Origin of the sequence: Bacillus cereus group sp. N12 (assembly GCF_016483575.1) — a bacterium.
Classification (GTDB): domain Bacteria; phylum Bacillota; class Bacilli; order Bacillales; family Bacillaceae_G; genus Bacillus_A; species Bacillus_A toyonensis.
In genome coordinates, this window is record NZ_JAEHBO010000079.1 from 1 (window position 1) to 23,842 (window position 23,842).

A 23,842-nucleotide genomic window follows, 5' to 3' on the forward strand; every position below is an offset into this window, starting at 1 on the left:
GTTAGTTTGTCTAGCATCTAAAAATAAAAATTGACGTTTCACGTTGTTTGTTTCGTTCAGTTTTCAAAGAACTACTTGGTCGCTCATTTGCGACTTCCTTATGTTAACATCTTCGTTTTTCGATGTCAACTAAGTTTTTTAATTTCTTTTTTGTCGTTTTCTGCGTTTCCGCATCAGCGACGGTTATTAATATATCATGGTGAAAATTGAAATGCAACACCTTTTATAAACTTTTTTTTAAAACCACCCACATTTATTTTTTAATATCATATACTTAAACGAAATATCTCTTCATGTATAAGCAATTCCTACATATATTCTATATAAAGTTACTCTATCAAAAACCGTTTCTTTCTATAATAAACGTTTTATTCCTATAAAATATCATACAAGGAGGAATACATATGGACTATACCGATTTATTACTCAAACTAGGTCTCTCGGCTATTTTAGGATTCGCCATCGGTTTAGAACGTGAATTAAAACGTAAACCACTTGGTTTAAAGACTTGTTTAGTTATCTCTATTATTAGTTGCCTTCTCACTATTGTTTCTATTAAAGCAGCTTACAATTTACCACATACCGACCATATGAATATGGACCCCCTTCGACTTGCTGCTCAAATTGTATCAGGAATTGGTTTTTTAGGTGCAGGTGTTATTTTACGAAGAGGAAACGATAGTATTGCTGGGCTAACGACCGCCGCCATGATTTGGGGTGCTTCTGGTATTGGCATTGCCGTTGGAGCTGGTTTCTATATTGAAGCGATTTTCGGAATGTGCTTCCTTATGATTAGTGTAGAACTTATACCATTAACGATGAAATTTATAGGACCTAGGTCATTTCGTCAACGTGATATCGCAGTGAAACTTGTTGTACGAAATATGGACAATATCCCGATCGTAATTGAAGAAATAAAAGAAATGGATATAAAAGTTAAGAACATGAAGCTCAAAACATTGGAAAATGGTTCGCACTATTTACATTTAAAATTGTCTATCGATCAAAAAAGACATACTGCTGATGTTTATTATGCTCTTCAACACCTTGAAAGTGTTCAACAAACTGAAGTTGAAAGTATGTAATAGAAAACAAACTCTCTTTTAAATTAGAGAGTTTTTCTTTTTTCTATAATGGTAACAATGAATGTAGTCCTGCAAAGTAAGGAGGAATTGGCAATTGAAATCCCGTCCAAATTTAGTAGATACATTTCGTGATTCCATTATTTTTCGTTTAATTTGCTTTATTGTTGTACTTACTGCTTTTTCCGGCTTTCTTATACATAGATTAGAACCATCGCACTTCACCACATGGTTTGATGGAATTTGGTGGTCAATCGTTACAATTTTCACTGTTGGCTATGGTGACTTCGCCCCACATACACTAATAGGCAAACTCATCGGTATGAGTATTATTTTATTTGGAACCGGTTTTTGTTCTTATTATATGGTTCTATTCGCCACTGATATGATTAATAAACAATATATGAAAGTTAAAGGAGAAGAAGCTGCGACTGCTAGCGGTCATATGATTATTGTCGGATGGAACGAACGGGCAAAACATGTTGTAAAACAAATGCACATCTTACAACCAAACCTTGATATCGTTTTAATTGATGAAACACTTTCTTTACTTCCAAAACCATTTCATCATTTAGAGTTTATAAAAGGTTGTCCACATCACGATCAAACGTTATTAAAAGCTAACATTACAACGGCACACACCATATTAATAACGGCTGATAAAGAAAAAAATGAAAGCTTAGCTGATACACAGTCCATCTTAAATATTTTAACTGCAAAAGGACTTAATCCAAACATTCATTGCATCGCTGAACTTCTTACTTCGGATCAAATTCAAAATGCAACGAGAGCTGGTGTATCAGAAATTATAGAAGGAAATAAATTAACGAGCTATGTATTTACCGCTTCTCTTTTATTCCCTTCTATTTCAGGTGTACTATTCTCACTTTACGATGAAATCTCTGATAACAAATTGCAACTGATGGAGCTTTCTCCGCCTTGCACCGGACAAACTTTTGCAAATTGTAGCTATACTCTTTTAAAACAAAACATTCTCTTACTAGGTATAAAGCGTGACGATCAATATATGATTAACCCAGTCCATACCTTCATTCTTATCGAAAGCGACATACTTATTGTTATTCACCATTAAAAAAGTGACGCTCTAGTTCCTGTACTAATACTTTCCCAATATTAATATACTTACTTTTCACATCTCCATCTGGATCTTTCGGCTCAGCAAATTGATCAAATCCGCTCGTTCCAGCTGTTAACGCATTCACATTATCATCTAGTTCGTCTTGATACACATGCGAAAGAATATACGGCGTTTCAAGACGGACTATTACACCAGGCACATCTAATTCCCCATCCACAGCTGTAAATGGCACTCGTAAAAATTGATAGCCATCTTCTTCGTCGATTTTGTAATCAAAGCACCCTTTATCGTAATCCCAATTGCCACCAATACTATATCCAAGTGGTTTCATAACCTCTTCTAACTTATATAACGCATATGTATGTCCTTTTAACTTTGATTGAATCGGAATCAAGCCCATCCCTCCAAGACTTTTCCTTTAGCATACCCATTCTAGTTTGAATATACCGATGGACATTTCAGTAAAATAATAAAAAGCGACCGGATCTTCGGTCGCTTTTTATTATTTTAAACGCTCTTCTAATTCTGCTTTTAATTCTTCAAATCCTGGTTTACCAAGTAAAGCAAACATGTTTTTCTTGTATGCTTCTACTCCTGGTTGGTCAAATGGATTTACGCCTAATAAGTAGCCGCTCATCGCACATGCTTTTTCGAAGAAGTATACAAGGTAACCGAATGTGTACTCATTTAATTCAGGAATATTTACGATTAAGTTTGGTACTCCGCCATCGCTATGTGCAAGTAATGTACCTTCATATGCTTTTGTGTTTACGAAGTCTACAGTTTCACCAGCAAGGTAGTTTAATCCATCTAAATCGTTTTCTTCTGATTCGATTGTCAGTTCATGTGTAGATTTACCTACTTTAAGAACTGTTTCAAATAAGTCACGACGACCTTCTTGAACGTATTGACCTAATGAGTGTAAATCAGTTGAGAAGTTTGCTGAAGATGGGAAAATACCTTTTTGATCTTTTCCTTCACTTTCACCAAATAACTGTTTCCACCACTCAGCGAAGTATTGAAGCGCTGGCTCATAGTTAACAAGCATTTCAATTGTTTTTCCTTTATTGTATAAAGCGTTACGAACTACTGCGTATTGATAAGCTGGGTTTTCTTCTAGTTCTGATGCCCCGAAGTCGTCATGACCAGCAGCTGCACCTTTCATCATCTCTTCAATATTTAAGCCACTTACTGCGATTGGTAATAAACCAACTGGCGTTAATACAGAGAAACGTCCTCCAACATCATCTGGAATTACGAATGTTTCGTAGCCTTCGTTATCAGCTAATGTTTTTAATGCACCACGCGCTTTATCTGTAGTTGCATAAATACGTTTGCGAGCTTCTTCTTTTCCATACTTCTCTTCTAATAACTTACGGAAAATACGGAATGCAAGTGCAGGCTCTGTTGTTGTACCTGATTTGGAAATAACGTTAATAGAGAAGTCTTTACCTTCTAATACATCCATTAAATCTTTCATGTAAGTGGAGCTAATGTTTTGTCCAACAAATAGCACTTGTGGAGTTTTACGTTGTTCTTTAGAAAGCGTATTGTAGAATGAATGGTTTAACATTTCGATTGCTGCACGCGCTCCTAGGTAAGAACCACCGATACCTACAACAAGTAAAATGTCAGAGTCATTTTTAATTTTTTCTGCGCATTTTTGAATGCGAGCAAATTCTTCTTTGTCATATTGAAGCGGAAGCTCTACCCACCCAAGGAAATCGTTCCCAGCTCCAGTTTTTTCGTGGATTGCATGATGTGTTACTTTCACTGCATCACGTAAATAAGTGATTTCATGTTCACCGATGAAGGATAACGCTTTAGAATAGTCGAACGTTACATGTGTACTCATCTTTTTCCCTCCAATTATGGATATGTATTTCTGTATTCACTTTAGCGAAACTGAAGTTGTAAATCAAGCGATTCAACCAGTGTAAACGTAACCAATATATATTTTTTAGAAAAAGTTCATTTTTTGCATAAAAATTCGCATTTTTCGGTATAGATGTATATACATCTTTTTTTCACACATTTTTTATGTATAAAAACAACATAACTGCACCATTCTATAAAAGAGTTGATTAACTCAGCGCTTGCTCATGCTTCACAATTAAGGGGGGCTTTTTCATGAGTACATTGCAACGTATCGCATTAGTCTTTACTGTAATTGGTGCAGTAAACTGGGGACTAATCGGGTTCTTCCAGTTTGACTTAGTAGCAGCCATTTTCGGCGGACAAAACTCAGCTCTTGCACGTATTATTTACGGCATCGTTGGTATATCTGGGCTTATCAATCTTGGTTTACTGTTTAAACCATCTGAAAATCTTGGTACGCACCCGGAAACAAACGAAATTCGATAATCAGTATGTCCTTTCACCTCCGACATACGAATATGATTGCATGCAATCATATTTGCAAATATATATCATAAGATAAAGTAAAAGAGGAACGCTCATATGCGCTCCTCTTTTACTTTGTTAACTCGGACTCTTCAATCCATTCTGTCAGCTTTTCTCGCAACGTATTAAATCCGTCCTTAGATGGATTCGGTATAAGAATCCTTCCTTGTTTTCTTTTCGCAGCTTTTAACGATAAACTCATTTTTCTGTGCTCTTCATCAATTGAAAGTACTTTTACTTCTACTGTATCGCCGACTTTCAAAAAGTCATGAATATCCTTTACATATCCATTTGTAATTTCAGATATATGCACAAGTCCTTGTGTTTCTGCATCTAACGCTACAAATGCACCGTAATCTTGAATTCCAGTCACTTTCCCTGTTACAACCACTCCTGTTGTATATTGTTCTGACATATGAAACACTCCCATACGTTTACCATTTTCTCTACAAATGTAGATTGCAAAACAGATGTACTTATTTTAAATATCCGATTAATTAGTACGCCTGTTACGTATCGCTACCTAACAGGCGCATACCTTATATTAGTAAATTATACCACTATGACAGAACTCATTCAAAATTCACGAAAAAATTTCCTGTAGCACGTATAATTCTCCAATATTGGGATAGAATACTAACACATGGCTTTCTAGTATTCCCCCCCTTTTATGGACAAAACGTACTATGTTTTGTCCTTTTTTTATTCTCGACGAACCGTTCCATTCTCTTCATTGCTTCCATAAGTTGTTCAAGCGATGTTGCATACGAACAACGAATAAATCCTTCACCACTTTCTCCAAATACACTTCCAGGTACAACAGCCACTTTTTCTTCTAGTAATAACTGTTCTGCAAATTCCGCTGAAGTTAGTCCAGTTGAGGCAACAGAAGGAAAGACATAAAACGCCCCGCCCGGCACATGACACGTTAATCCCATCTCATTGAAAGATGTCGCCATAAAATTACGGCGTTTCTTATAGCTATTTCTCATTCGAATGACTTCATCATTCCCTCCGCGTAATGCTTCAAGAGCTGCGAACTGGGACATCGTCGGTGCACACATCATAGAATATTGATGAATTTTAAGCATCAACTCTGAAAATTGAACGGGAGCTGCGATCATACCGAGACGCCATCCTGTCATCGCAAATCCTTTTGAAAATCCCGAAATTAAAATCGTATGTTCGCGCATGTTTTGAATGCTCGCGAAACTCGTATACACTTCGTCATATACAAGCTCTGCATAAATTTCATCAGATAATACGATTAAATTGTACTTCTCAACCATTACTGCTAACTTTTCTAGTTCGGATTTGTTTAACATTGCACCTGTTGGATTATTTGGGGAACAAAGTAAAATTGCCTTTGTTTTCGCTGTAATAGCTGCTTCAATTTGTTCGGGTTGTAATTTAAACTCTTTTTCTAAAGTAGTCGCTATAGGAACTGGAACTCCTCCAGCTAATGTTACAAGCGGTGCATAAGAAACGAAGCTCGGTTCAATAATGAGTACTTCATCATCAGGATTTATAATGGCACGCATCGCTACATCTAACGCTTGGCTCGCTCCAACCGTAACAATGATTTCATCGTTTGGATCATAAGATACTGCAAATTGTTTTTTTAGATACTTTGCTATTTCTTGACGGAGCTCCAATAATCCTGCATTTGCTGTATACGCTGTATATCCTTGCTCTAAAGAACGGATACATGCTTGCCTTACATTCCAAGGTGTAACAAAGTCAGGCTCTCCCACTCCAAGTGAAATAACACCTTTCATACTTGCCGCTAAATCGAAAAACTTTCGAATACCAGACGGTTGTAAAGATTCTGCTACTCTAGACAGTTCAAACTGCTTCATGGTGTCACCACAATTCGCTTATCATCATCGTTTTTTTCATAAATAATTCCCTCATGTTTATACTTCTTCAAAATGAAATGAGTTGTTGTAGAAACGACAGATTCAATCGTTGCTAATTTCTCAGAAACAAACATCGCTACTTCTCCCATCGTCTTTCCTTCTAATGTAATAGAAAGATCATATGTCCCTGACATTAAATACACGGATTTCACTTCTGAATAGCGATAAATTTGTTCAGCAACTGCATCAAACCCAACACCGTGCTTCGGCGTAACTTTCACATCAATCATCGCTGTTAAACCCGTATGTTCTTTTACTTTTGTCCAATCAATATGTGTTACATAATCCACAATAATCTTTTCACTTTCTAATTTCGCAACCATCTTCTTCACTTCTTCTACTTCTATATTTAATAGCTTCGCCAATGTATCTACAGACAAACGACTACTTTTTTCAAGACAAGCCAATAATTCTAATTCCTTTTCAGTCACCATATAAATCATCCTTCCTTTTCGTTTCTGTCTAAATTATACAAATACCCTTTCCAGTTTGAAAAGAAGATTTTTTTAGAGAATTATGTCAAAATAAAGTGAAACTTTAATCAGTGGAAAGGTTCATCCCGCTGATTATTAGCCCACACCAATCGGGCTTTTACGGGCAGTTAGTCTCCCCCTATCTTCTTTGCTTCAGGCATTTTTAGGGGCGGGAGGCTTTATTGTCCGTTAACAAGGGAGAAAAGTGAGAGGGGATGGAACCGTGAAACCAAAAGTATATATCGCTGAACCAGTTCCAACATTTGTAGAAAACTATTTATCAGAACACTGTGATTATGAAAAATGGAATCAAAATGAGAAAGTACCTCGTGATGTTCTATTAGAGAAGATACAAGATAAAGATGGGTTATTAAATTTCGGATCTGCCATAAATGAAGAATTGTTAAATGTAGCACCGAAATTAAAAGTAGTGAGTAACATTTCTGTTGGCTATGATAATTTTGATTTACTAGCGATGGAAAAGCGAAATGTCATCGGAACGAATACACCATACGTATTGGATGATACAGTAGCTGACCTCGTTTTCGCTCTTATGTTATCTGCTGGTCGTCGTGTTTGCGAACTCGATTCCTATGTGAAAAATGGTGAGTGGAACGCTGAAATCGGAAAAGAACATTTCGGACTAGATGTGCACCATAGTACAATCGGTATTATCGGAATGGGACGAATTGGTGAGGCCGTTGCAAAACGAGCAAAATTCGGATTTGATATGGATGTTCTTTATTATAACCGTCGCCGTAAAGAAGAAGCAGAGCAAAAATTCGATGCTACATATTGTGATTTACAGACGCTACTAAAACAGTCTGACTTTATTGTTCTTCTTACTCCATTAACAGATGAAACGTATCATCTTATCGGAGAAAAGGAATTTTCATTAATGAAAGAAACAGCAATCTTTATTAATGCATCTCGCGGGAAAACAGTAGATGAAGAAGCTTTAATCCATGCCTTAACAGAAAAGAAAATCTTTGCAGCAGGCATTGATACTTTTACACAAGAGCCGATTCAAAAAGATAATCCGCTCTTATCATTACAAAATGTTGTGACTTTACCGCACATCGGATCTGCGACATTAAAAACTCGACAGCAAATGGCCATGACAGCCGCTGAAAATTTAGTTGCAGGGTTACAAGGAAAAACACCGCCTAATATTGTTCGCGGGTAATGATGAATAAGCGAAAGGCAAGATGACAATGTCATCTTGCCTTTTTTTGTTAACATATTTTTTTCTACCTTGGAGATGATATGAACAAAAATCAATGGAGTGACAAAAAATGAATCATGAATATACTTGTCCTTATTTCACTTTTTCCACTCGCGGCACTACTATTCATTACGAATTGTATGAACATAAAAATAAAACAAAACGTCCTACTTTCGTACTCGTTCACGGCTTTTTATCTTCCTCATTCAGTTACCGCCGTCTCATTCCTTTACTATCGAAAGCAGGAACAGTACTGGCTCTTGATTTGCCTCCATTCGGAAAAAGTGATAAGTCTCATCTCTTTAAGTATTCTTATCACAATTTAGCAACCATTATTATCGATTTAATCGAACATTTATCTCTCTCAAATATTGTGTTAATTGGGCATTCTATGGGCGGGCAAATTTCTCTCTATGTAAACCGTATACGTCCTGAACTAATCTCAAAGACGATTTTACTATGTAGCTCTAGCTATTTAGCACGCGCAACCTTACCTTTACTGTATTCTTCTTATTTACCGTTCTTTCATTTATACGTAAAGAACTGGATTATAAGGCGCGGGATTGTTCATAACTTAATGAATGTCGTTCATGATCACTCATTAATTGATGATGAAATGAAGGAAGGCTACTCCGCTCCTTTTTATGACAACCGTATATTCCCCGCCCTAACTCGCATGATACGAGACCGTGAAGGTGACTTATCTTCAACTGAATTACAAAAAATCGAAACGCCTATACTACTCATTTGGGGTGAAAAAGATCGCGTCGTCCCTGTACATGTAGGACACCGTCTCCATAAAGATTTACCGAATTCAACATTTATCTCTTACGAAAATACAGGGCATTTACTACCTGAGGAAAAGCCTGAACATGTTTATGAAGAAATTATCGCTTTTTCCGCGCAATAAAGTGAAACTTTAATCAGCGGAATGTTTCACCCCGCTGATTATTAGCCCGCACCAATCGGGCTTTTACGAGCAGTGGATCTCCCACCTCACTTCTTTGCCTCAACCGTCTTTTTAGGTGGGGGTCTTACTGCCCTGCAAATAGCGGGATAATATAAAAAAGACTGTCGGAAATTCCGACAGTCTATAATGAGCAACTTCCGCCTTCTTTTAATACAAGTAACTCTTCAGCTAATTTCTCACATTTTTCAAGCGCAGGTACTTCCTCAAAAGACATAAAGTATATATGTTGAATCTTCTTTGCAATATATTTCGAATCGTCAAACACAGTTACGACGTTCACTACATCGCTCGCTTCTGTTTCATAAAACTCCGGTCCCATTCGAAACGGATCCCAATTCTTCACAACCTCTATCATCTTTTCATATGTACCCATCTACTTCCCGCCTTTTCACTTTTTAATACTTTTCTTTATCCTATCACATCAGCTATTCTATAAGAAGAGAGAGAACTTTCATAACTTAGCAGTTTCACAGAAGAAAGGGGCAAACATATGCAGCTATTTCATAAAACGGTAAATCGGCGCGGAACACATAGTACAAAATGGGATACTTATAAAAACGAAGAACTCATTCATGCCTGGATTGCCGATATGGATTTTGAAGTACCAAAACCAATTCAAACTGCATTACAAAAACGTATCGAACACCCTATTTTTGGCTATACACTTCCACCTGAACATATTGGAGACATTATTTGTAACTGGACAAAAAAACAGTACGAATGGGATATTCAAAAAGAATGGATCGTATTTAGTGCGGGGATCGTTCCAGCTCTTAGTACGAGCGTACAAGCTTTCACAAAGGAAAACGAATCCGTTCTTGTACAACCACCTATTTATCCTCCATTTTTCGAAATGGTTACAACAAACAACAGACAATTATGCGTGAGCCCATTATATAAACAAGATGGCACATATATGATAGACTTCGATCATTTAGAAAAACAATTTCAACAAGGGATTAAACTAATGCTTCTTTGTAGTCCTCACAATCCTATTGGACGCGTTTGGACGAAAGACGAGCTAATGAAGCTCGGAGCGTTATGTACAAAATATAATGTAATTGTTGTCTCAGATGAAATTCATGCTGATATTATTTACGGAGATCGTACTCATACACCATTCGCTTCTTTATCTGAAGAATTAGCAGCACGTACCATTACTTGTATGGCTCCAAGTAAAACATTTAATATAGCTGGATTACAAGCATCTATCATTATTATTCCAAATGAAAAACTACGTAATACCTTTACGTCTATTCAATATAGACAAGGGTTCCATGGGCTAAATACATTTGCTTATACCGCGATGCAAAGCGCCTATACAGAATGTAATGATTGGCTAAATGAAATCCGACTATATATAGAAGATAACGCTCAATTCGCTTGTGAATATATCAAAAATCACATACCTACTCTTTCCGTAACGAAGCCAGAAGGTAGCTTTTTATTATGGATTGATTGTTCTCACCTAAAACTTTCTCAAAACGAGCGCACCACGTTACTTGAGGAAAAAGGAAAACTTATCGTCGAACCTGGTGAAAAGTACGGATTAGGCGGCGAAGAACATATTCGAATTAACATTGGCTGTCCACGATCTGTTTTAGAAGAAATTTTAAACAGACTGCGCCATACGTTTTCATAATAAGAAAGGATCCTGCCCACGAATCAATTTTGGGCAGGCTTCTTTCTCAATTTTTGTCGGTAAATCGATATATTTTAAAAATCGCTGATATATTTTGAGTTACAGTCGAAATATTTCAATAATCGCCGATATATTTTGAGTTGCGGTCAATATATTTCAATAATCGCTGATATATTTCCAATTACGTTTCACAAAAAAAGCTACCATCCACGGTAGCTTTTACTTTTTCTTCATATCCGACGCTTTTTTTACAATCACACCGCAAGCAATTCGATCACCAGATTTACCCGTTGGTTGTGTCATGCCATCATCAGGGTTTTCAGTAATAATAATAGACGCTCCATCTTTTCTATGAATCGTCGTTTTCCCTTCTTCAAGCGTTATGTGCGGTGCATCGATATCCGCTTTAATCTTTCCAGAACCATCTGCAATTACATTCGGTAAATCACCATTTTCCGCACCCTTCGGATTGAGTAAGCCATGCTTTTTATTATCTGGATTAAAATGATTACCAGACGATTCAAAACGAGGCGCTTTACACTCTCCAATTTCATGTACATGTATGCCGTGCGGACCAGGCGCGAAACCTTCCCCTTTAATCGTAATTTTCACTCCACTTGTTTGCTGAACTACTTTCGCAGTCCCTACTTCATCTCCTGAAGCATTATGTAATTTCACTTCAATTTCTTTCGGCTTTCCTTGGTCACAACCTGCCATCAGAAATAATAAACAACAACTGAAAAAAAGCCGTTTTTTCATTCTATTCCCTCCAAAATACATTCTGCCCTTAGATTGTCCGAGCATAGAGGGAAACATACAAAAATGAATTACCGTTTCTTTTCAGCTAAAAGCTTTTCTTCTACTTTCTGTAATCGCTCTGCTTCTCGTTTGGATACACGAATGAACATACGCCACGTAGCAACGGCACCAATGATAAATAGAACGCAAACAATCCCTGGAATAATATATTCTGTTTTATCTTCCGGAAAATATAAAGGCATCATATGAAACACTCCTTATTGTAGGATTCAAAAACCATCAGAATTTTCTGTTATATTATTTTAAATTATAGTTGAACCAATTCATATTCTCAAGGGGGCGTTCCGAAAGCGAATGATTTCTTTGACTCCTTCTCCTACTTTCCTTACTATAAACTTGAGGTGAAAAATATGAGAGAAACATTTGAAATTGGTGAAATCGTTACTGGTATTTATAAAACGGGAAAATACATCGGCGAAGTTACAAATAGCCGCCCTGGCAGTTACGTCGTAAAAGTATTAGCTGTTTTAAAACATCCGGTGCAAGGTGACTTACATAACGTAAAACAAGCTGACGTACCATTTTTCCATGAAAGACGTGCTTTAGCTTTCCGTGAACAGACGAACATTCCAGAACAAATGGTGAAGAAATATGAAGGAGAGATTCTAGATTATACAGATTCACTCAAATTAGCATTAGAAACTCAAATGAATTCATTTTCTGAAGATGATTCACCTTTTGCGGTTCGTAGTCTAGAAACATTAGAGCAGTTAAAAAAAGACTACAAACTTTAAAAAAACAAAACGACCAAATTACATACTGTGCAATTTGGTCGTTACTGTGTACTCACTTTCTTTAACACTTTTGAAAAGTCCACGAGTTCCCCTAATGTTGGAGGTGCTGGTTTCACTAAATACTCTTTATCTTTTTCTACTAATTTAAAAATATTGTACGTCGTCATCGCATCATCTAGCGCACAATGATGCTTACCCGTTCCTACTTTTCCATACGCCTCAATCGCTTTCCATAATCCTGTTTGATTTCTTTCTCCAAAAAACTTCTTATACTCAAGCGATAAATCACGACACTGTCCGAAAAACGGAAAAGCTACTCCCGACATTTCACAATTATGCTTCAGCACTCTCATATCCATATTTCCCCACGTTACAATGGTCGGTTTACATCTTTTTTCGTATTCTGCAAGTTTATCAATGAGTTCAGGAAATGAAATTCCTTTATCCACGATTTCTTGTTTAATTCCTAAAAATTTCTTGCATCGATCTGTTAAAGAAGGAAATGTTTTCGGCCTGACATGTGATGAATACGTATCTTCTACCTTACAACCTACAACCGAGACGAGTCCTACCTCAATAATTTCCGGGAAAAATCCTTTTGGTTTCTTTCGATGCTGGGGCATCGTAAACTCAAAATCTAAAAATAAAAATCGTTGTTCATCCATACGATCCCTTCCTTATCATCTTTGTCATTCCTTTCTATTTGACACTCCTACACGAACAAGCTCGAATGCTAATTCCATTTTAAATATTCAGATTGGATGTATCTTATATATATGTCAAATGCCCACAAATATTTTTAAAAATGAGAAAAAATGACCTATGCAGAAAATATGACAAAATCCCTCCTTTCATTTACATCCGCAGTTTTTCTACTTTATAATGACGTTATGTGTGTTTCATCTAGTTAATATTTGACACACTAAGAAAAATGAATGAAAGGAGATGAGATTTTTGCACGAAACAACGCAAGAACTCGCTAACTGGCAGTATTATTTTGCTATCGCAGTCTTTTTAATTACATATGCCATTATTATTTCTGAAAAAATTAATCGCGCTGTCATCGCACTTCTTGGTGCAGCACTCATGGTAATTGTGGGGGTCGTCGATTTACATAACGCCTTTACGAAACATATTGAATGGGGAACGATTACGCTACTCATCGGTATGATGATTTTGGTGAACATTACGAGTAAATCAGGTGTTTTCCAATACGTTGCCATTAAAGCAGCAAAAGGGGCACAAGGAAATCCAATTAAAATTTTAATTTCCCTTTCCCTACTTACCGCGCTTGGCTCCGCATTTTTAGATAACGTTACAACTGTACTTCTTGTTGTTCCAGTTACTTTATCTATTACGCGCATCTTGCAAGTAAATCCTGTTCCTTATTTACTTTCTGAAATTATTTTTTCAAACATTGGGGGAACAGCAACATTAATTGGTGATCCGCCAAATATTATGATTGGTTCTGCAAATAAGCACCTAGACTTCAATGCTTTCTTACTGAATCTAGCACCAATCGTAATTATTATTATTGCAGTTACAGCAACAATACTTTACTTCATGTACCGTAAACAATTAATTGCTGATCCTGTACAAGTTAAAAAATTAATGAGCTTAGATGAAAAACAATACATTAAAGATCCAGTATTAATGAAAAAATCTTTAACAGTACTTGGACTTACAATTGTAGGTTTCATGACTCATTCCATTTTCCATGTTGATGCAGCTATTATCGCCTTGACTGGTGCTACTGTACTTATGCTAATCGGTGTGAAAGAACATGAAATTGAAGAAGTATTCGCAAGCGTAGAATGGGTGACGATTTTCTTCTTCGCGGGACTATTCGTACTCGTTGGAGGACTTATCGATATCGGTCTTATCAAAATGTTAGCTCAAAAGGTAGTCGGAATAACAGGCGGAGATATTTCTCATGCATCTATCCTTATTCTATGGGTATCTGGTATCGCCTCTGCAACAATCGATAACATTCCATTCGTTGCAACAATGATTCCACTTATTAACGATATGGCAGTTGGGCTAGGTTTATCACCTTCTGACGCACAAATCGACGTATTATGGTGGGCATTAGCATTAGGTGCTTGCCTAGGTGGAAATGGAACTTTAATCGGTGCTTCTGCTAACGTAATCGTAGCCGGAATCGCAAGTCGTGAAGGACATAAATTTAGCTACATGGAATTCCTTAAAGTCGGCTTCCCAATTATGATTGTTTCATTAATCATTTCTCATATTTACATTTATTTACGCTATCTTATGTAGTAGAAAAAGGGCTGTCCTATGTGGCAGCCCTTTTTTCTTAGTCAACGAAATATCAATTAACCAACAAAGAGCTGTTCCAAAATAGCTTCGAAACAGCTCCCCGCATATATCTACTCGTTATATCTTACCGGCTCATTTCGGATAATGAATAAATGAATCGGCAAGAAAACCGAAAATGTGATTACATGAATAATCGTAAATAGTATAGAGTTCGTTCCATATCTGTCTAAAATAGCGTAGATGAGATAAATGGACAGCACAATCGATACGGCTGTTGCTAGTAAACTTATAATTGGTACGAAGTTAAAGATGAAACATGCGACATATATACCGAATACTTTCCACCCTGCCTCTTCTTTCAAGAAATCTGGTAATTTATCCTTCGCCAAGTCACCCCACGTCTTACTATTCAAAAATGGAATAAACGCAAGAACCCCATCAGTTGCACCATCATTTTTTGCCATCGTATAAAGTGCAAAAGCCGTTAACAAATACGAAATAATTGCCCAAATTATTATAACAAGAATAAACGCAAAACTAAGAGCAAAGAAACCTGCTAGTACGCTCTGATCTTCCATCTTATCCTCTCCCCTCTCTTTTCAACATATTTCATTACATTGCAAGTTATGTTTTAAAATTTAACCAAACTCTTTGTATAATAAGAGAAGAAAGGTAATAAGAGAGGAGAAACACTTATGCATCCATTTGTACAAGCATTACAAGAGCATTTTACAGCTCATCAAAATCCTGAAAAGGCAGAACCAATGGCTCGTTATATGAAAAATCACTTCCCATTTCTAGGTATTCAAACACCGGAAAGACGCCAATTATTAAAAGACGTCATTCAAATACATACTCTCCCAGATAAAAAAGACTTCCAAATTATCGTACGTGAACTTTGGAACTTACCAGAACGTGAATATCAAGCTGCCGCACTTGATATTATGCAAAAATATAAAAAGCATATAAACGAAACTCATATCCCATTTTTAGAAGAACTTATTGTTACGAAATCTTGGTGGGATTCTGTTGATAGCATCGTCCCTACATTTTTAGGTACTATCTTTTTACAACATCCCGAATTAATTTCTGCATATATTCCAAAATGGATTGCATCAGATAACATATGGTTACAACGTGCCGCTATTTTATTCCAACTAAAATATAAACAAAAGATGGATGAAGAACTTCTTTTCTGGATTATTGGACAACTACATTCTTCAAAAGAATTTTTCATTCAAAAAGCGATCGGCTGGGTTCTTCGCGAGTATGCAAAAACAAAGCCTGATATCGTTTGGGAATACGTGCAAAATAACGAGCTTGCCCCGCTCAGTAAACGTGAAGCAATTAAGCATATTAAACAAAATTACGGAATAAATAACGAAAAAATAGGCGAGACTCTATCATAGATAGACGCGTTCCTCTATTGAGATTTAAAAAAGAACGTGTTAGAATATGTTCATTATTATTAATATAAGTAGCGATGACGGACTTATAAGTACTTGCACAAAAAGCGATTCAGGGATAGTGAAAGCCTGAAGACGCAAGGAAACGGCAGTCTCGAGCATTACATGATAAAGTGGATGCACATTTTGTGTATCAACTAGGGTGGAACCGCGGGCAAACGCTCGTCCCTAGGCAAATATGCCTTGGGATGAGCGTTTTTTTATGTTTTTCAAAGCATATACTGCGCATTTCACAAGTACCAGAGCACGTCATCGCCAATACGTTAACTTTCAAAAGGAGGATTTTATTATGTATTCAATGGAACAAGTTGTAAACTTAGCGAAACATCGCGGTTTTGTTTTCCCTGGTTCTGAAATTTACGGTGGTCTTGCAAACACTTGGGATTACGGTCCACTTGGAATCGAATTAAAAAATAACGTTAAAAAAGCTTGGTGGAAAAAATTCATTCAAGAATCTCCACACAACGTTGGTTTAGATGCAGCTATTTTAATGAACCCAAAAACTTGGATCGCTTCTGGTCACGTTGGTAACTTCAACGATCCAATGATCGACTGTAAAAAATGTAAAGCGCGTCACCGTGCTGACAAATTAATTGAAGATGCATTAGATGCAAAAGGCATTGAAATGGTTGTTGACGGTCTTACTTTCGACCAAATGGCTGACTTAATGAAAGAACATGAAGTAAAATGTCCTGATTGTGGTAGTGAAGAGTTCACTGAAATTCGTCAGTTCAACTTAATGTTCAAAACATTCCAAGGTGTTACAGAGTCTAGCACAAACGAAATCTTCCTTCGTCCTGAAACAGCACAAGGTATTTTCGTAAACTTCAAAAACGTACAACGCTCTATGCGTAAAAAACTTCCATTTGGTATTGGCCAAATTGGTAAGAGTTTCCGTAACGAAATCACGCCTGGTAACTTCACATTCCGTACACGTGAATTCGAACAAATGGAACTTGAATTCTTCTGTAGGCCTGGTGAAGATTTAGAGTGGTTCGCATTCTGGCGTGAAACTTGTAAAAACTGGTTACTTTCACTTGGTATGCATGAAGAGAGCATGCGTCTTCGTGACCACGGTGAGGAAGAGCTATCTCACTACAGTAACGCAACAACTGACATTGAATTCAAATTCCCATTCGGTTGGGGCGAACTATGGGGCGTTGCATCTCGTACAGACTTCGATTTAAAACGTCACATGGAACACTCTAACGAAGACTTTAACTATATCGATCCACAAACGAACGAGCGTTACGTACCATACTGCATCGAGCCATCTTTAGGCGCAGACCGTGTAACATTAGCGTTCTTATGTGATGCATATGAAGAAGAGCAATTAGAAAACGATTCTCGTACAGTTCTTCGTTTCCACCCTGCTTTAGCACCATACAAAGCAGCAATCTTACCATTATCTAAAAAGCTATCTGAAGGTGCTACTGAAGTATTCGCAGAACTAGCTAAAGACTTCATGGTAGACTTTGATGAAACTGGTTCTATCGGTAAACGTTACCGTCGTCAAGACGAAATCGGTACACCATTCTGTATCACATACGACTTCGACTCTGTTGAAGACAAAGCTGTTACAGTACGTGACCGTGACACAATGGAACAAGTTCGTATGCCAATTAGCGAACTAAAAGGTTTCTTAGAAAAGAAAATCCAGTTCTAATTATAAAAAAGAGGCTGCTCATGAGAGCTGCCTCTTTTTTATTTTTCACGTTTTTCTTTAATTGCTACTGTACATCTTGAAATACATATTAAATCATCATTTTCATCAATGATACGAATATCCCAAACCATCGTTGAATGTCCTCTATGTATCGGTGTCCCGATTGCTGTTACGATTCCATCTTTCTTTGAGCGAATATGATTTGCATTAATTTCTAGACCGAAACAAATACATTTCTCTTGATCAATTAAATTATATGATCCAACACTTGCTACTGTTTCCGCTAACGCAATAGAAGCACCACCATGTAAAAATCCAAACGGCTGATGCGTACGCTCGTCAACAGGCATCGTAGCAACTACTTTATCTTCTGTCATTTCTAACAACTCAATTCCAAGTGAGTCCATTAAAGTTTTTGCCATATCGTTTTCGCCTTCTCTCTTTAATTAAATGTATAATTTTACCTATTTATTTTCAAACTACCTATAACACTTATATAAGGAGGTTTCACCACAATGAAACAGAAACTTTGTATACTATTGCTCATGTTCTCCTTGCTGACTATTGTACCAAATTGTGCAATGGCAGCCAAAGCATCTAACCTGACAATCGATGTTCAGACTATAACGCAAAAAGGTAAGAAACCTTATATAGAATATCAAATTAGTAGGCCTTCTTTTCACAATTTTTCCGATTCTAAATTTCAAAATAAGCTCAATTTCTATTACAAAAAATCTACTGACAAATTTAAAAACAAATTAGAAAAAGAAGCAAAAAAATATTATAAAGAAACAGAAGGGTCTAGTACACCCTTCCATCCGTACGTGGCGAATGTTGATTATAAAATCTCCTTAAATAAACCACCTTTTCTCAGCCTATATGTGAATTACTATCAATATACGGGCGGGGCACACGGCCTTTATACGTGGAAAGCAAACACATTTGATTTAAATGAAAAAAAATTACTACGCTTAGACGATTTATTTCAAAAAGAAGATAAATATAAAGAAGTAATCCGTGCAGAAATTGTAAGGCAAATTAAACAAAATGAAAGTATTTATTTTCCTGATGCAACGGAAAAAGTAATGAGTGCTAAAAAGTTTCACTTCTTTTTAGAACCAAACAATCTCGTTATTTATTTCCCTTTATATGAGATCGCTCCTTATTCAAGCGGCATTCCACAATTTCGTATTCCGTATACGTTGCTAAGAGACTATTTGAAGCCTTCTTATCAAAATAATTTGATTGACAACAAGTAAATATTTTCGCTACGATAATGTTAACCTAAAAACAACAGGAGGTTAACATTATGAGAAGATTTCATGTTTTAGATTTAGCATTAGCTGCCATGTTTGTTGCTCTTATGGCCATTGGTGCAAATATTGTATCTTGGGCGCCATTCCTGCAAATAGCGGGCGTTCCGTTATCTATGCAACCATTTTTCGCAATTTTAGCAGGCCTTCTTCTTGGAAGTAGACTTGGTGCATTATCAATGACTGTGTATATGCTAGTTGGCGTAGCCGGCGCACCAATCTTCGCTAACTTCAAAGCTGGATTCGGAGCACTTTTAGATCCTACTGGTGGTTTTATTATCGCATTTATTATCGTTGCTTACGTATCAGGAAAAATAGTAGAACAAAAAGAAAGACCAACATTCAGTACATTTGCTATCGCTTCTTTCACAGGAATCATTTTAACTTATATTATCGGTACTACTTACATGTACGGGGCGGTCAATCTCTTCATGGGCGGTAATATGAGTTATAAAGCTGCCTGGATGATTATGATGTGGTTTGCAGTAAAAGATATCGCATTTACAATTATCGGTGCTATTATCGCACCTCGCATATACTATGCTGTACGCCGTTCTGCTTATCAACGTTCTCATTCGACGATTTCTTAATAAAAAAGAGTTATTTCAGTACACTGAAATAACTCTTTTTTTATATTAAGACTCTTGATTCGTTTGTTCTTCTAAAATTCTCTTCATCATTGTAACCATGTCACCACGTAATTCTGGGTGTTGCAGGGCCATTTCAATTGTCGTTTGAACGAATCCTAACTTTTCACCAACATCGTAGCGTTTTCCTTCGAAGTCGTAAGCAAATACTCGTTGAATTTCATTTAAGTTTTGAATTGCATCTGTTAACTGAATTTCACCGCCAGCACCGACATTTTGCTGTTCTAAGAACATGAAAATTTCAGGCGTTAAGACGTAACGTCCCATAATTGCTAAGTTTGATGGTGCTGTACCTGCTGCTGGTTTCTCAACGAAATTACGAACTTGGTAACGACGTCCTTCCTGCTCTAATGGGTCGATAATTCCATAGCGATGTGTTTCATCTTCTGGAACCGTTTGTACACCAATAACAGAAGAAAGTGTTTTATCATATTCGTCCATTAACTGACGTAAACATGGTTTTTCAGCTTGAACGATATCATCACCTAATAAAACAGCAAATGGTTCATCACCGATGAATTTACGTGCACACCAAACTGCGTGTCCTAATCCTCTTGGTTCTTTTTGACGGATATAATGAATATCTACCATTTTTGAAGAAGCCTGTACTTTTTCAAGTAACTCATACTTTTTCTTTTCTAATAAATTTTGCTCTAATTCAAATGCATTATCAAAATGATCTTCAATAGATCGCTTTGTTTTACCAGTAACGATAATAATATCTTCGATTCCTGATTGTATTGCTTCTTCGACAATATATTGAATAGTTGGTTTATCTACTATCGGTAACATTTCTTTTGGCATTGCTTTTGTAGCTGGTAAAAAACGTGTTCCTAATCCAGCTGCTGGGATTATCGCTTTTCTTACTTTTTTCATAACAAAATACCCTCTCTTCTGTCAGGATCAATAACGATTATTTCCTTACATAGAACAAAAGGGAAGTTTTGCTTCCCTTTTGTTCTGACTACCTAAAATTAATTTATATTATAAACGATTCATAATATCTTCTTTAATAGTAAGTAACTTTTGTTCACTATTTTGTAAAGAATTATCTTTTACACCAAAGTAAAACTTGATTTTCGGCTCTGTTCCAGATGGACGTAAGCAGAACCAAGAACCATCTTCTAATTGATATTTTAACACATTTGATTTCGGTAAGTGAATCTCTTCTTTATGTCCATCTTGTAAAGATGTAACGATGCTTGTTTTATAGTCTTCAACCGCTACGACTGTTAAGCCCGCTACTTCTTTCGGAGGATTTTCACGGAATGTCGCCATCATCTCTTGAATTTGTTCCGCTCCATCTTTCCCTTTTAACGTTAATGACACAAGATCTTCACGGAAGAAACCGTACTTCTCAAATACTTCTAATAAACCATCATATAACGTTTTACCTTGTGATTTGTAGTATGCAGCTACTTCGCATGCAAATAAAACAGACTGTACCGCATCTTTATCACGGCAGAATGGACGGATTAAATAACCATAGCTTTCCTCATAACCGAATTGGAATTCATATTGTCCGCTTTCTTCGTACTGTTTAATTTTTTCACCAATAAATTTAAATCCAGTTAACGTATCAACTGTATCTAAACCGTATGCTTTTGCAATTGTACGACCAATTTCAGACGTTACGATTGTTTTTAATACAACACCGTTCTCTGGAAGCGTTCCGTTTTCTTTCTTTTGAGATAGTAAGTAATCAAGCATTAATGCACCTGTTTGGTTACCAGTTAATACTTGGAACTCACCATCATGATTACGAACTGCTACACCTAGACGGTCTGCATCAGGGTCTGTTGCGATTAGCACATCTGCACCAATTTTTTCACCGTCACGAATTGCATATTCAAACGCTGCATGCTCTTCTGGGTTCGGTGATTTTACTGTAGAGAAGTTTGGATCTGGTAACTCTTGCTCTTTTACAACCGTTACATCTGTAAATCCAACTTCCTCTAAACCACGGCGTACAGAAAGATTTGATGTTCCGTGTAATGGTGTAAAGACGATTTTTAAGTCTTTCCCTACCTTTTGTACCATTTCTTTATTAATAATGACATCGTTCAATTCTGCAGCATATGCATCATCTACTTCTTGTCCAATAATATGTAATAAACCTTCAGCTTTTAATTGCTCTACATCAGCTACTTCAACTGTTAATTCATCTTCTACTGCATTTACGTAACTAATTAACTCATCAGCTTCTTTTGGAGGCAACTGTCCACCATCGTCACCATATACTTTATAACCATTATATTCAGGCGGATTATGGCTTGCCGTAAGAACGATTCCACTTACTGTATGTAAATGACGAACTGCGAAAGAAAGCACCGGCGTTGGGCGTAAGCTTTCAAATACATATGTTTTAATACCATGTGCACCAAGTGTTGCAGCTACTTCCATTGCAAATTCAGGTGATTTATGACGAGAATCATATGCTACAACAACACCACGTTCCTTTGCTTCTTCACCTAATTTTTCAATAAATTTCGCTAATCCTTGTGTCGCTTTACGAACTGTATATACATTTAATCGGTTCGTACCAGCACCAAGTTCACCACGCATACCACCTGTACCGAACTCTAAATTTTTATAAAAGCTATCCTCAATTTTCTTCTCATCTTGCTTCATGTTTTCTAGCTGTTCTTTTAATTCTACGTCTAATTCTGCATATGAAAGCCAGCGACTAAATTCTTGTTTCCAATTCATATCTCTATCTCCTCCCGCTTGTCATACCTTTATTATATGAAAAAAACAACCTGTATCTCAATATTTTATAAAATATAGCAGGATTTTACTAGGAATATTTGTATACACTATGGTTAAATACTCCACCAAAGGGAATGAGGATTATGCAAGAATGGGGCTTGTCCGAAGAGCTCAAAATACAAACAAAGCAAATGATTGAAAGCGCTGAAAAAGAATTATCTATTATGAGGCAAGCAATTGATAAAGAAGATGAATGTATTTTATGTAAAATGGAAGAGATTCATCATATGTTGGCAAATGTACAAACATTGGCAGCTACATACTATATTCAGGCGTATTTATCACCTTATACAGAAAGCTCACATTTTATCACAACTGCTGTCCAACATTTAAGTGCCCGCAAACACGGTGCTCTTATCGTTGTGGAACGAAACGAGACGCTTGAATCTTGTATTCAAACTGGCACAACATTAAACGCTCATTTAACTGCACCGTTACTCGAATCAATTTTTTATCCAGGTAATCCTCTTCATGACGGAGCCGTTCTCGTTAAAAATAATCATATTGTTTCAGCAGCTAATATTCTTCCGTTAACGAAAAGTACGGAAGTTGATCCTGAACTAGGAACACGTCACAGAGCTGCAATTGGCTTATCAGAAAAAAGTGACGCACTTATTTTAGTTGTCTCTGAAGAAACAGGACGTACTTCCTTTGCTTTAAGCGGGACGTTATATACGATTTCTTTATAAGACGAGCCTTTCACTATGCCACACGTTTTTAAACAGCATAATAGTAAATGAAGTTGTATCGACTTACCGACAAAAACTGATCACACTCGTACCATATCAATAAGAAAAGACTGCCTCAAATGTTTGAGACAGTCTTTTCTTCAAAAATTATTCTTCCCCGAAACGCTCAACAAGTGTTGCAAGTGTACGTACCATTGCACCTGTTGCCCCGGCCGGCCCTAAATCATTTGCTCCTGATGTTTCAGATGTTCCAGCGATATCTAAGTGTACCCACGGTGTATCTTCAGCAAATTCACCTAGGAATGTACCTGCCATAACCGCATGCCCTTCACGGCCTGGTGAGTTATTTAAATCAGCAAACTTACTGTTTCGAACGCGTTCTTTATCACGATCAAAAATCGGTAATTGCCAAATTGATTCATCCGTTTCCATAGAAGCTTCTAGTACTTGCTCAAACAACTCTTCATTGTTTGTCATTGCGCCTGTCGTATGATTTCCAAGTGCAACAATTACACCGCCTGTTAATGTCGCAACATCAATAAGGTAGTTTGCACCTAGTTTTTTAGCATACGTAATACCGTCCGCTAACGCAAGGCGACCTTCTGCATCTGTATTTAATACTTCAATTGTTTTTCCGCTCATAGAT

26 protein-coding genes and 1 pseudogene are annotated in these 23,842 nt (G+C 36.8%); 13 read left to right on the top strand and 14 right to left on the bottom strand.

Annotated features, from left to right (window positions below; translation table 11 throughout):
* Window positions 1–404: 404 nt before the first annotated feature.
* Together JDS92_RS24800 and JDS92_RS24805 are read left to right on the top strand one after the other, a co-directional pair.
* A complete protein-coding gene (locus JDS92_RS24800; RefSeq protein WP_000386692.1) occupies window positions 405–1,085 on the top strand; it encodes an MgtC/SapB family protein in 681 nt (226 codons plus the stop codon).
* A gap of 94 nt (window positions 1,086–1,179) precedes the next feature.
* Window positions 1,180–2,175, top strand: a complete 996-nt coding sequence (locus JDS92_RS24805) for a potassium channel family protein (protein ID WP_000842336.1) — start codon at window positions 1,180–1,182, stop codon at window positions 2,173–2,175.
* Here the strand turns inward: JDS92_RS24805 and JDS92_RS24810 are convergent.
* Window positions 2,162–2,575 (bottom strand): YugN-like family protein, encoded by a 414-nt coding sequence (locus tag JDS92_RS24810; protein WP_000612324.1) that lies wholly within the window; start codon window positions 2,573–2,575, stop codon window positions 2,162–2,164. The genes JDS92_RS24805 and JDS92_RS24810 overlap by 14 nt on opposite strands.
* A 108-nt stretch (window positions 2,576–2,683) precedes the next feature.
* Complete coding sequence (locus JDS92_RS24815) at window positions 2,684–4,036, bottom strand: glucose-6-phosphate isomerase (protein WP_000103665.1); 1,353 nt, start codon at window positions 4,034–4,036, stop codon at window positions 2,684–2,686.
* 275 nt (window positions 4,037–4,311) lie between these two features.
* On the opposite strand from JDS92_RS24815, the gene JDS92_RS24820 reads away from it, so the two are divergent.
* The gene (locus tag JDS92_RS24820) at window positions 4,312–4,545 is read left to right on the top strand and encodes a DUF378 domain-containing protein (RefSeq protein ID WP_000105788.1); all 234 of its coding nucleotides are present in this window, start codon (window positions 4,312–4,314) and stop codon (window positions 4,543–4,545) included.
* A gap of 109 nt (window positions 4,546–4,654) precedes the next feature.
* On the opposite strand, the gene yugI is transcribed toward JDS92_RS24820, so the two are convergent.
* The 3 genes from yugI to JDS92_RS24835 all read right to left on the bottom strand — a co-directional run bounded on the left by yugI (window position 4,655) and on the right by JDS92_RS24835 (window position 6,937).
* A complete protein-coding gene (gene yugI / locus JDS92_RS24825) occupies window positions 4,655–4,999 on the bottom strand; it encodes a S1 domain-containing post-transcriptional regulator GSP13 (protein WP_000003767.1) in 345 nt (114 codons plus the stop codon).
* 253 nt (window positions 5,000–5,252) lie between these two features.
* Complete coding sequence (locus tag JDS92_RS24830) at window positions 5,253–6,443, bottom strand: aminotransferase (protein ID WP_199632677.1); 1,191 nt, start codon at window positions 6,441–6,443, stop codon at window positions 5,253–5,255.
* Window positions 6,440–6,937 (bottom strand): Lrp/AsnC family transcriptional regulator, encoded by a 498-nt coding sequence (locus JDS92_RS24835; protein WP_000255691.1) that lies wholly within the window; start codon window positions 6,935–6,937, stop codon window positions 6,440–6,442. Before JDS92_RS24835 ends, JDS92_RS24830 begins: the two co-directional genes overlap by 4 nt.
* Window positions 6,938–7,181: 244 nt before the next feature.
* Here JDS92_RS24835 and JDS92_RS24840 point away from each other — a divergent pair, with 244 nt between their 5' ends.
* Window positions 7,182–8,162 carry a 2-hydroxyacid dehydrogenase gene (locus JDS92_RS24840; protein WP_199632678.1) on the top strand — a complete coding sequence of 327 codons (981 nt, stop codon included), beginning with the start codon at window positions 7,182–7,184 and terminating at the stop codon, window positions 8,160–8,162.
* Between the two features lie 109 nt (window positions 8,163–8,271).
* Entirely contained in the window at window positions 8,272–9,111 is an 840-nt protein-coding gene (locus JDS92_RS24845) for an alpha/beta fold hydrolase (protein ID WP_001015213.1), read from the top strand.
* Between the two features lie 181 nt (window positions 9,112–9,292).
* Here the strand turns inward: JDS92_RS24845 and JDS92_RS24850 are convergent, their stop codons facing one another.
* Window positions 9,293–9,544 (bottom strand): YugE family protein, encoded by a 252-nt coding sequence (locus tag JDS92_RS24850; protein ID WP_000537646.1) that lies wholly within the window; start codon window positions 9,542–9,544, stop codon window positions 9,293–9,295.
* 117 nt (window positions 9,545–9,661) lie between these two features.
* Here JDS92_RS24850 and JDS92_RS24855 point away from each other — a divergent pair, with 117 nt between their 5' ends.
* Entirely contained in the window at window positions 9,662–10,813 is a 1,152-nt protein-coding gene (locus JDS92_RS24855; protein WP_199632679.1) for a MalY/PatB family protein, read from the top strand.
* A gap of 219 nt (window positions 10,814–11,032) precedes the next feature.
* Here JDS92_RS24855 and sodC read toward each other — a convergent pair whose 3' ends face one another.
* Together sodC and JDS92_RS24865 are read right to left on the bottom strand one after the other, a co-directional pair.
* On the bottom strand, window positions 11,033–11,572 hold the full coding sequence (sodC, locus tag JDS92_RS24860; RefSeq protein ID WP_000746516.1) for a superoxide dismutase [Cu-Zn]: 540 nt from the start codon (window positions 11,570–11,572) through the stop codon (window positions 11,033–11,035).
* Window positions 11,573–11,640: 68 nt separating this feature from the next.
* A complete protein-coding gene (locus JDS92_RS24865) occupies window positions 11,641–11,817 on the bottom strand; it encodes a hypothetical protein (RefSeq protein WP_000982764.1) in 177 nt (58 codons plus the stop codon).
* A 165-nt stretch (window positions 11,818–11,982) separates the two neighbouring features.
* On the opposite strand from JDS92_RS24865, the gene kapB reads away from it, so the two are divergent.
* Window positions 11,983–12,366 carry a kinase-associated lipoprotein KapB gene (gene kapB / locus JDS92_RS24870; RefSeq protein ID WP_001209336.1) on the top strand — a complete coding sequence of 128 codons (384 nt, stop codon included), beginning with the start codon at window positions 11,983–11,985 and terminating at the stop codon, window positions 12,364–12,366.
* 41 nt (window positions 12,367–12,407) lie between these two features.
* Here the strand turns inward: kapB and kapD are convergent, their stop codons facing one another.
* Window positions 12,408–13,031, bottom strand: a complete 624-nt coding sequence (gene kapD, locus JDS92_RS24875) for a 3'-5' exonuclease KapD (protein WP_199632680.1) — start codon at window positions 13,029–13,031, stop codon at window positions 12,408–12,410.
* A 289-nt stretch (window positions 13,032–13,320) separates the two neighbouring features.
* Here kapD and JDS92_RS24880 point away from each other — a divergent pair, with 289 nt between their 5' ends.
* Window positions 13,321–14,646: an ArsB/NhaD family transporter gene (locus JDS92_RS24880; protein ID WP_000545233.1), complete on the top strand. Its 1,326-nt coding sequence runs from the start codon at window positions 13,321–13,323 to the stop codon at window positions 14,644–14,646.
* Window positions 14,647–14,756: 110 nt separating this feature from the next.
* On the opposite strand, the gene JDS92_RS24885 is transcribed toward JDS92_RS24880, so the two are convergent.
* The gene (locus JDS92_RS24885; protein WP_000390112.1) at window positions 14,757–15,224 is read right to left on the bottom strand and encodes a hypothetical protein; all 468 of its coding nucleotides are present in this window, start codon (window positions 15,222–15,224) and stop codon (window positions 14,757–14,759) included.
* Window positions 15,225–15,341: 117 nt separating this feature from the next.
* Here JDS92_RS24885 and JDS92_RS24890 point away from each other — a divergent pair, with 117 nt between their 5' ends.
* Entirely contained in the window at window positions 15,342–16,055 is a 714-nt protein-coding gene (locus tag JDS92_RS24890; RefSeq protein WP_000553335.1) for a DNA alkylation repair protein, read from the top strand.
* Window positions 16,056–16,401: 346 nt separating this feature from the next.
* The gene (locus tag JDS92_RS24895) at window positions 16,402–17,778 is read left to right on the top strand and encodes a glycine--tRNA ligase (protein WP_199632681.1); all 1,377 of its coding nucleotides are present in this window, start codon (window positions 16,402–16,404) and stop codon (window positions 17,776–17,778) included.
* A gap of 38 nt (window positions 17,779–17,816) precedes the next feature.
* On the opposite strand, the gene JDS92_RS24900 is transcribed toward JDS92_RS24895, so the two are convergent.
* On the bottom strand, window positions 17,817–18,200 hold the full coding sequence (locus tag JDS92_RS24900; protein WP_001140604.1) for a hotdog fold thioesterase: 384 nt from the start codon (window positions 18,198–18,200) through the stop codon (window positions 17,817–17,819).
* A gap of 93 nt (window positions 18,201–18,293) precedes the next feature.
* Between JDS92_RS24900 and JDS92_RS24905 the strand changes: the two genes are divergently transcribed.
* Entirely contained in the window at window positions 18,294–19,037 is a 744-nt protein-coding gene (locus JDS92_RS24905; protein ID WP_199632682.1) for a DUF3298 and DUF4163 domain-containing protein, read from the top strand.
* 50 nt (window positions 19,038–19,087) lie between these two features.
* Complete coding sequence (locus JDS92_RS24910; RefSeq protein ID WP_001252145.1) at window positions 19,088–19,681, top strand: biotin transporter BioY; 594 nt, start codon at window positions 19,088–19,090, stop codon at window positions 19,679–19,681.
* Between the two features lie 45 nt (window positions 19,682–19,726).
* Here the strand turns inward: JDS92_RS24910 and galU are convergent, their stop codons facing one another.
* Window positions 19,727–20,614: a UTP--glucose-1-phosphate uridylyltransferase GalU gene (gene galU / locus JDS92_RS24915; RefSeq protein WP_000757818.1), complete on the bottom strand. Its 888-nt coding sequence runs from the start codon at window positions 20,612–20,614 to the stop codon at window positions 19,727–19,729.
* A gap of 108 nt (window positions 20,615–20,722) precedes the next feature.
* Window positions 20,723–22,447: a phospho-sugar mutase gene (locus JDS92_RS24920; RefSeq protein ID WP_199632683.1), complete on the bottom strand. Its 1,725-nt coding sequence runs from the start codon at window positions 22,445–22,447 to the stop codon at window positions 20,723–20,725.
* Between the two features lie 143 nt (window positions 22,448–22,590).
* Between JDS92_RS24920 and cdaS the strand changes: the two genes are divergently transcribed.
* Complete coding sequence (cdaS, locus tag JDS92_RS24925; protein ID WP_001158745.1) at window positions 22,591–23,196, top strand: sporulation-specific diadenylate cyclase CdaS; 606 nt, start codon at window positions 22,591–22,593, stop codon at window positions 23,194–23,196.
* 147 nt (window positions 23,197–23,343) lie between these two features.
* Here the strand turns inward: cdaS and pepA are convergent.
* Window positions 23,344–23,842 (bottom strand): annotated as a pseudogene (gene pepA, locus JDS92_RS24930) (cytosol aminopeptidase); the annotation flags it as partial.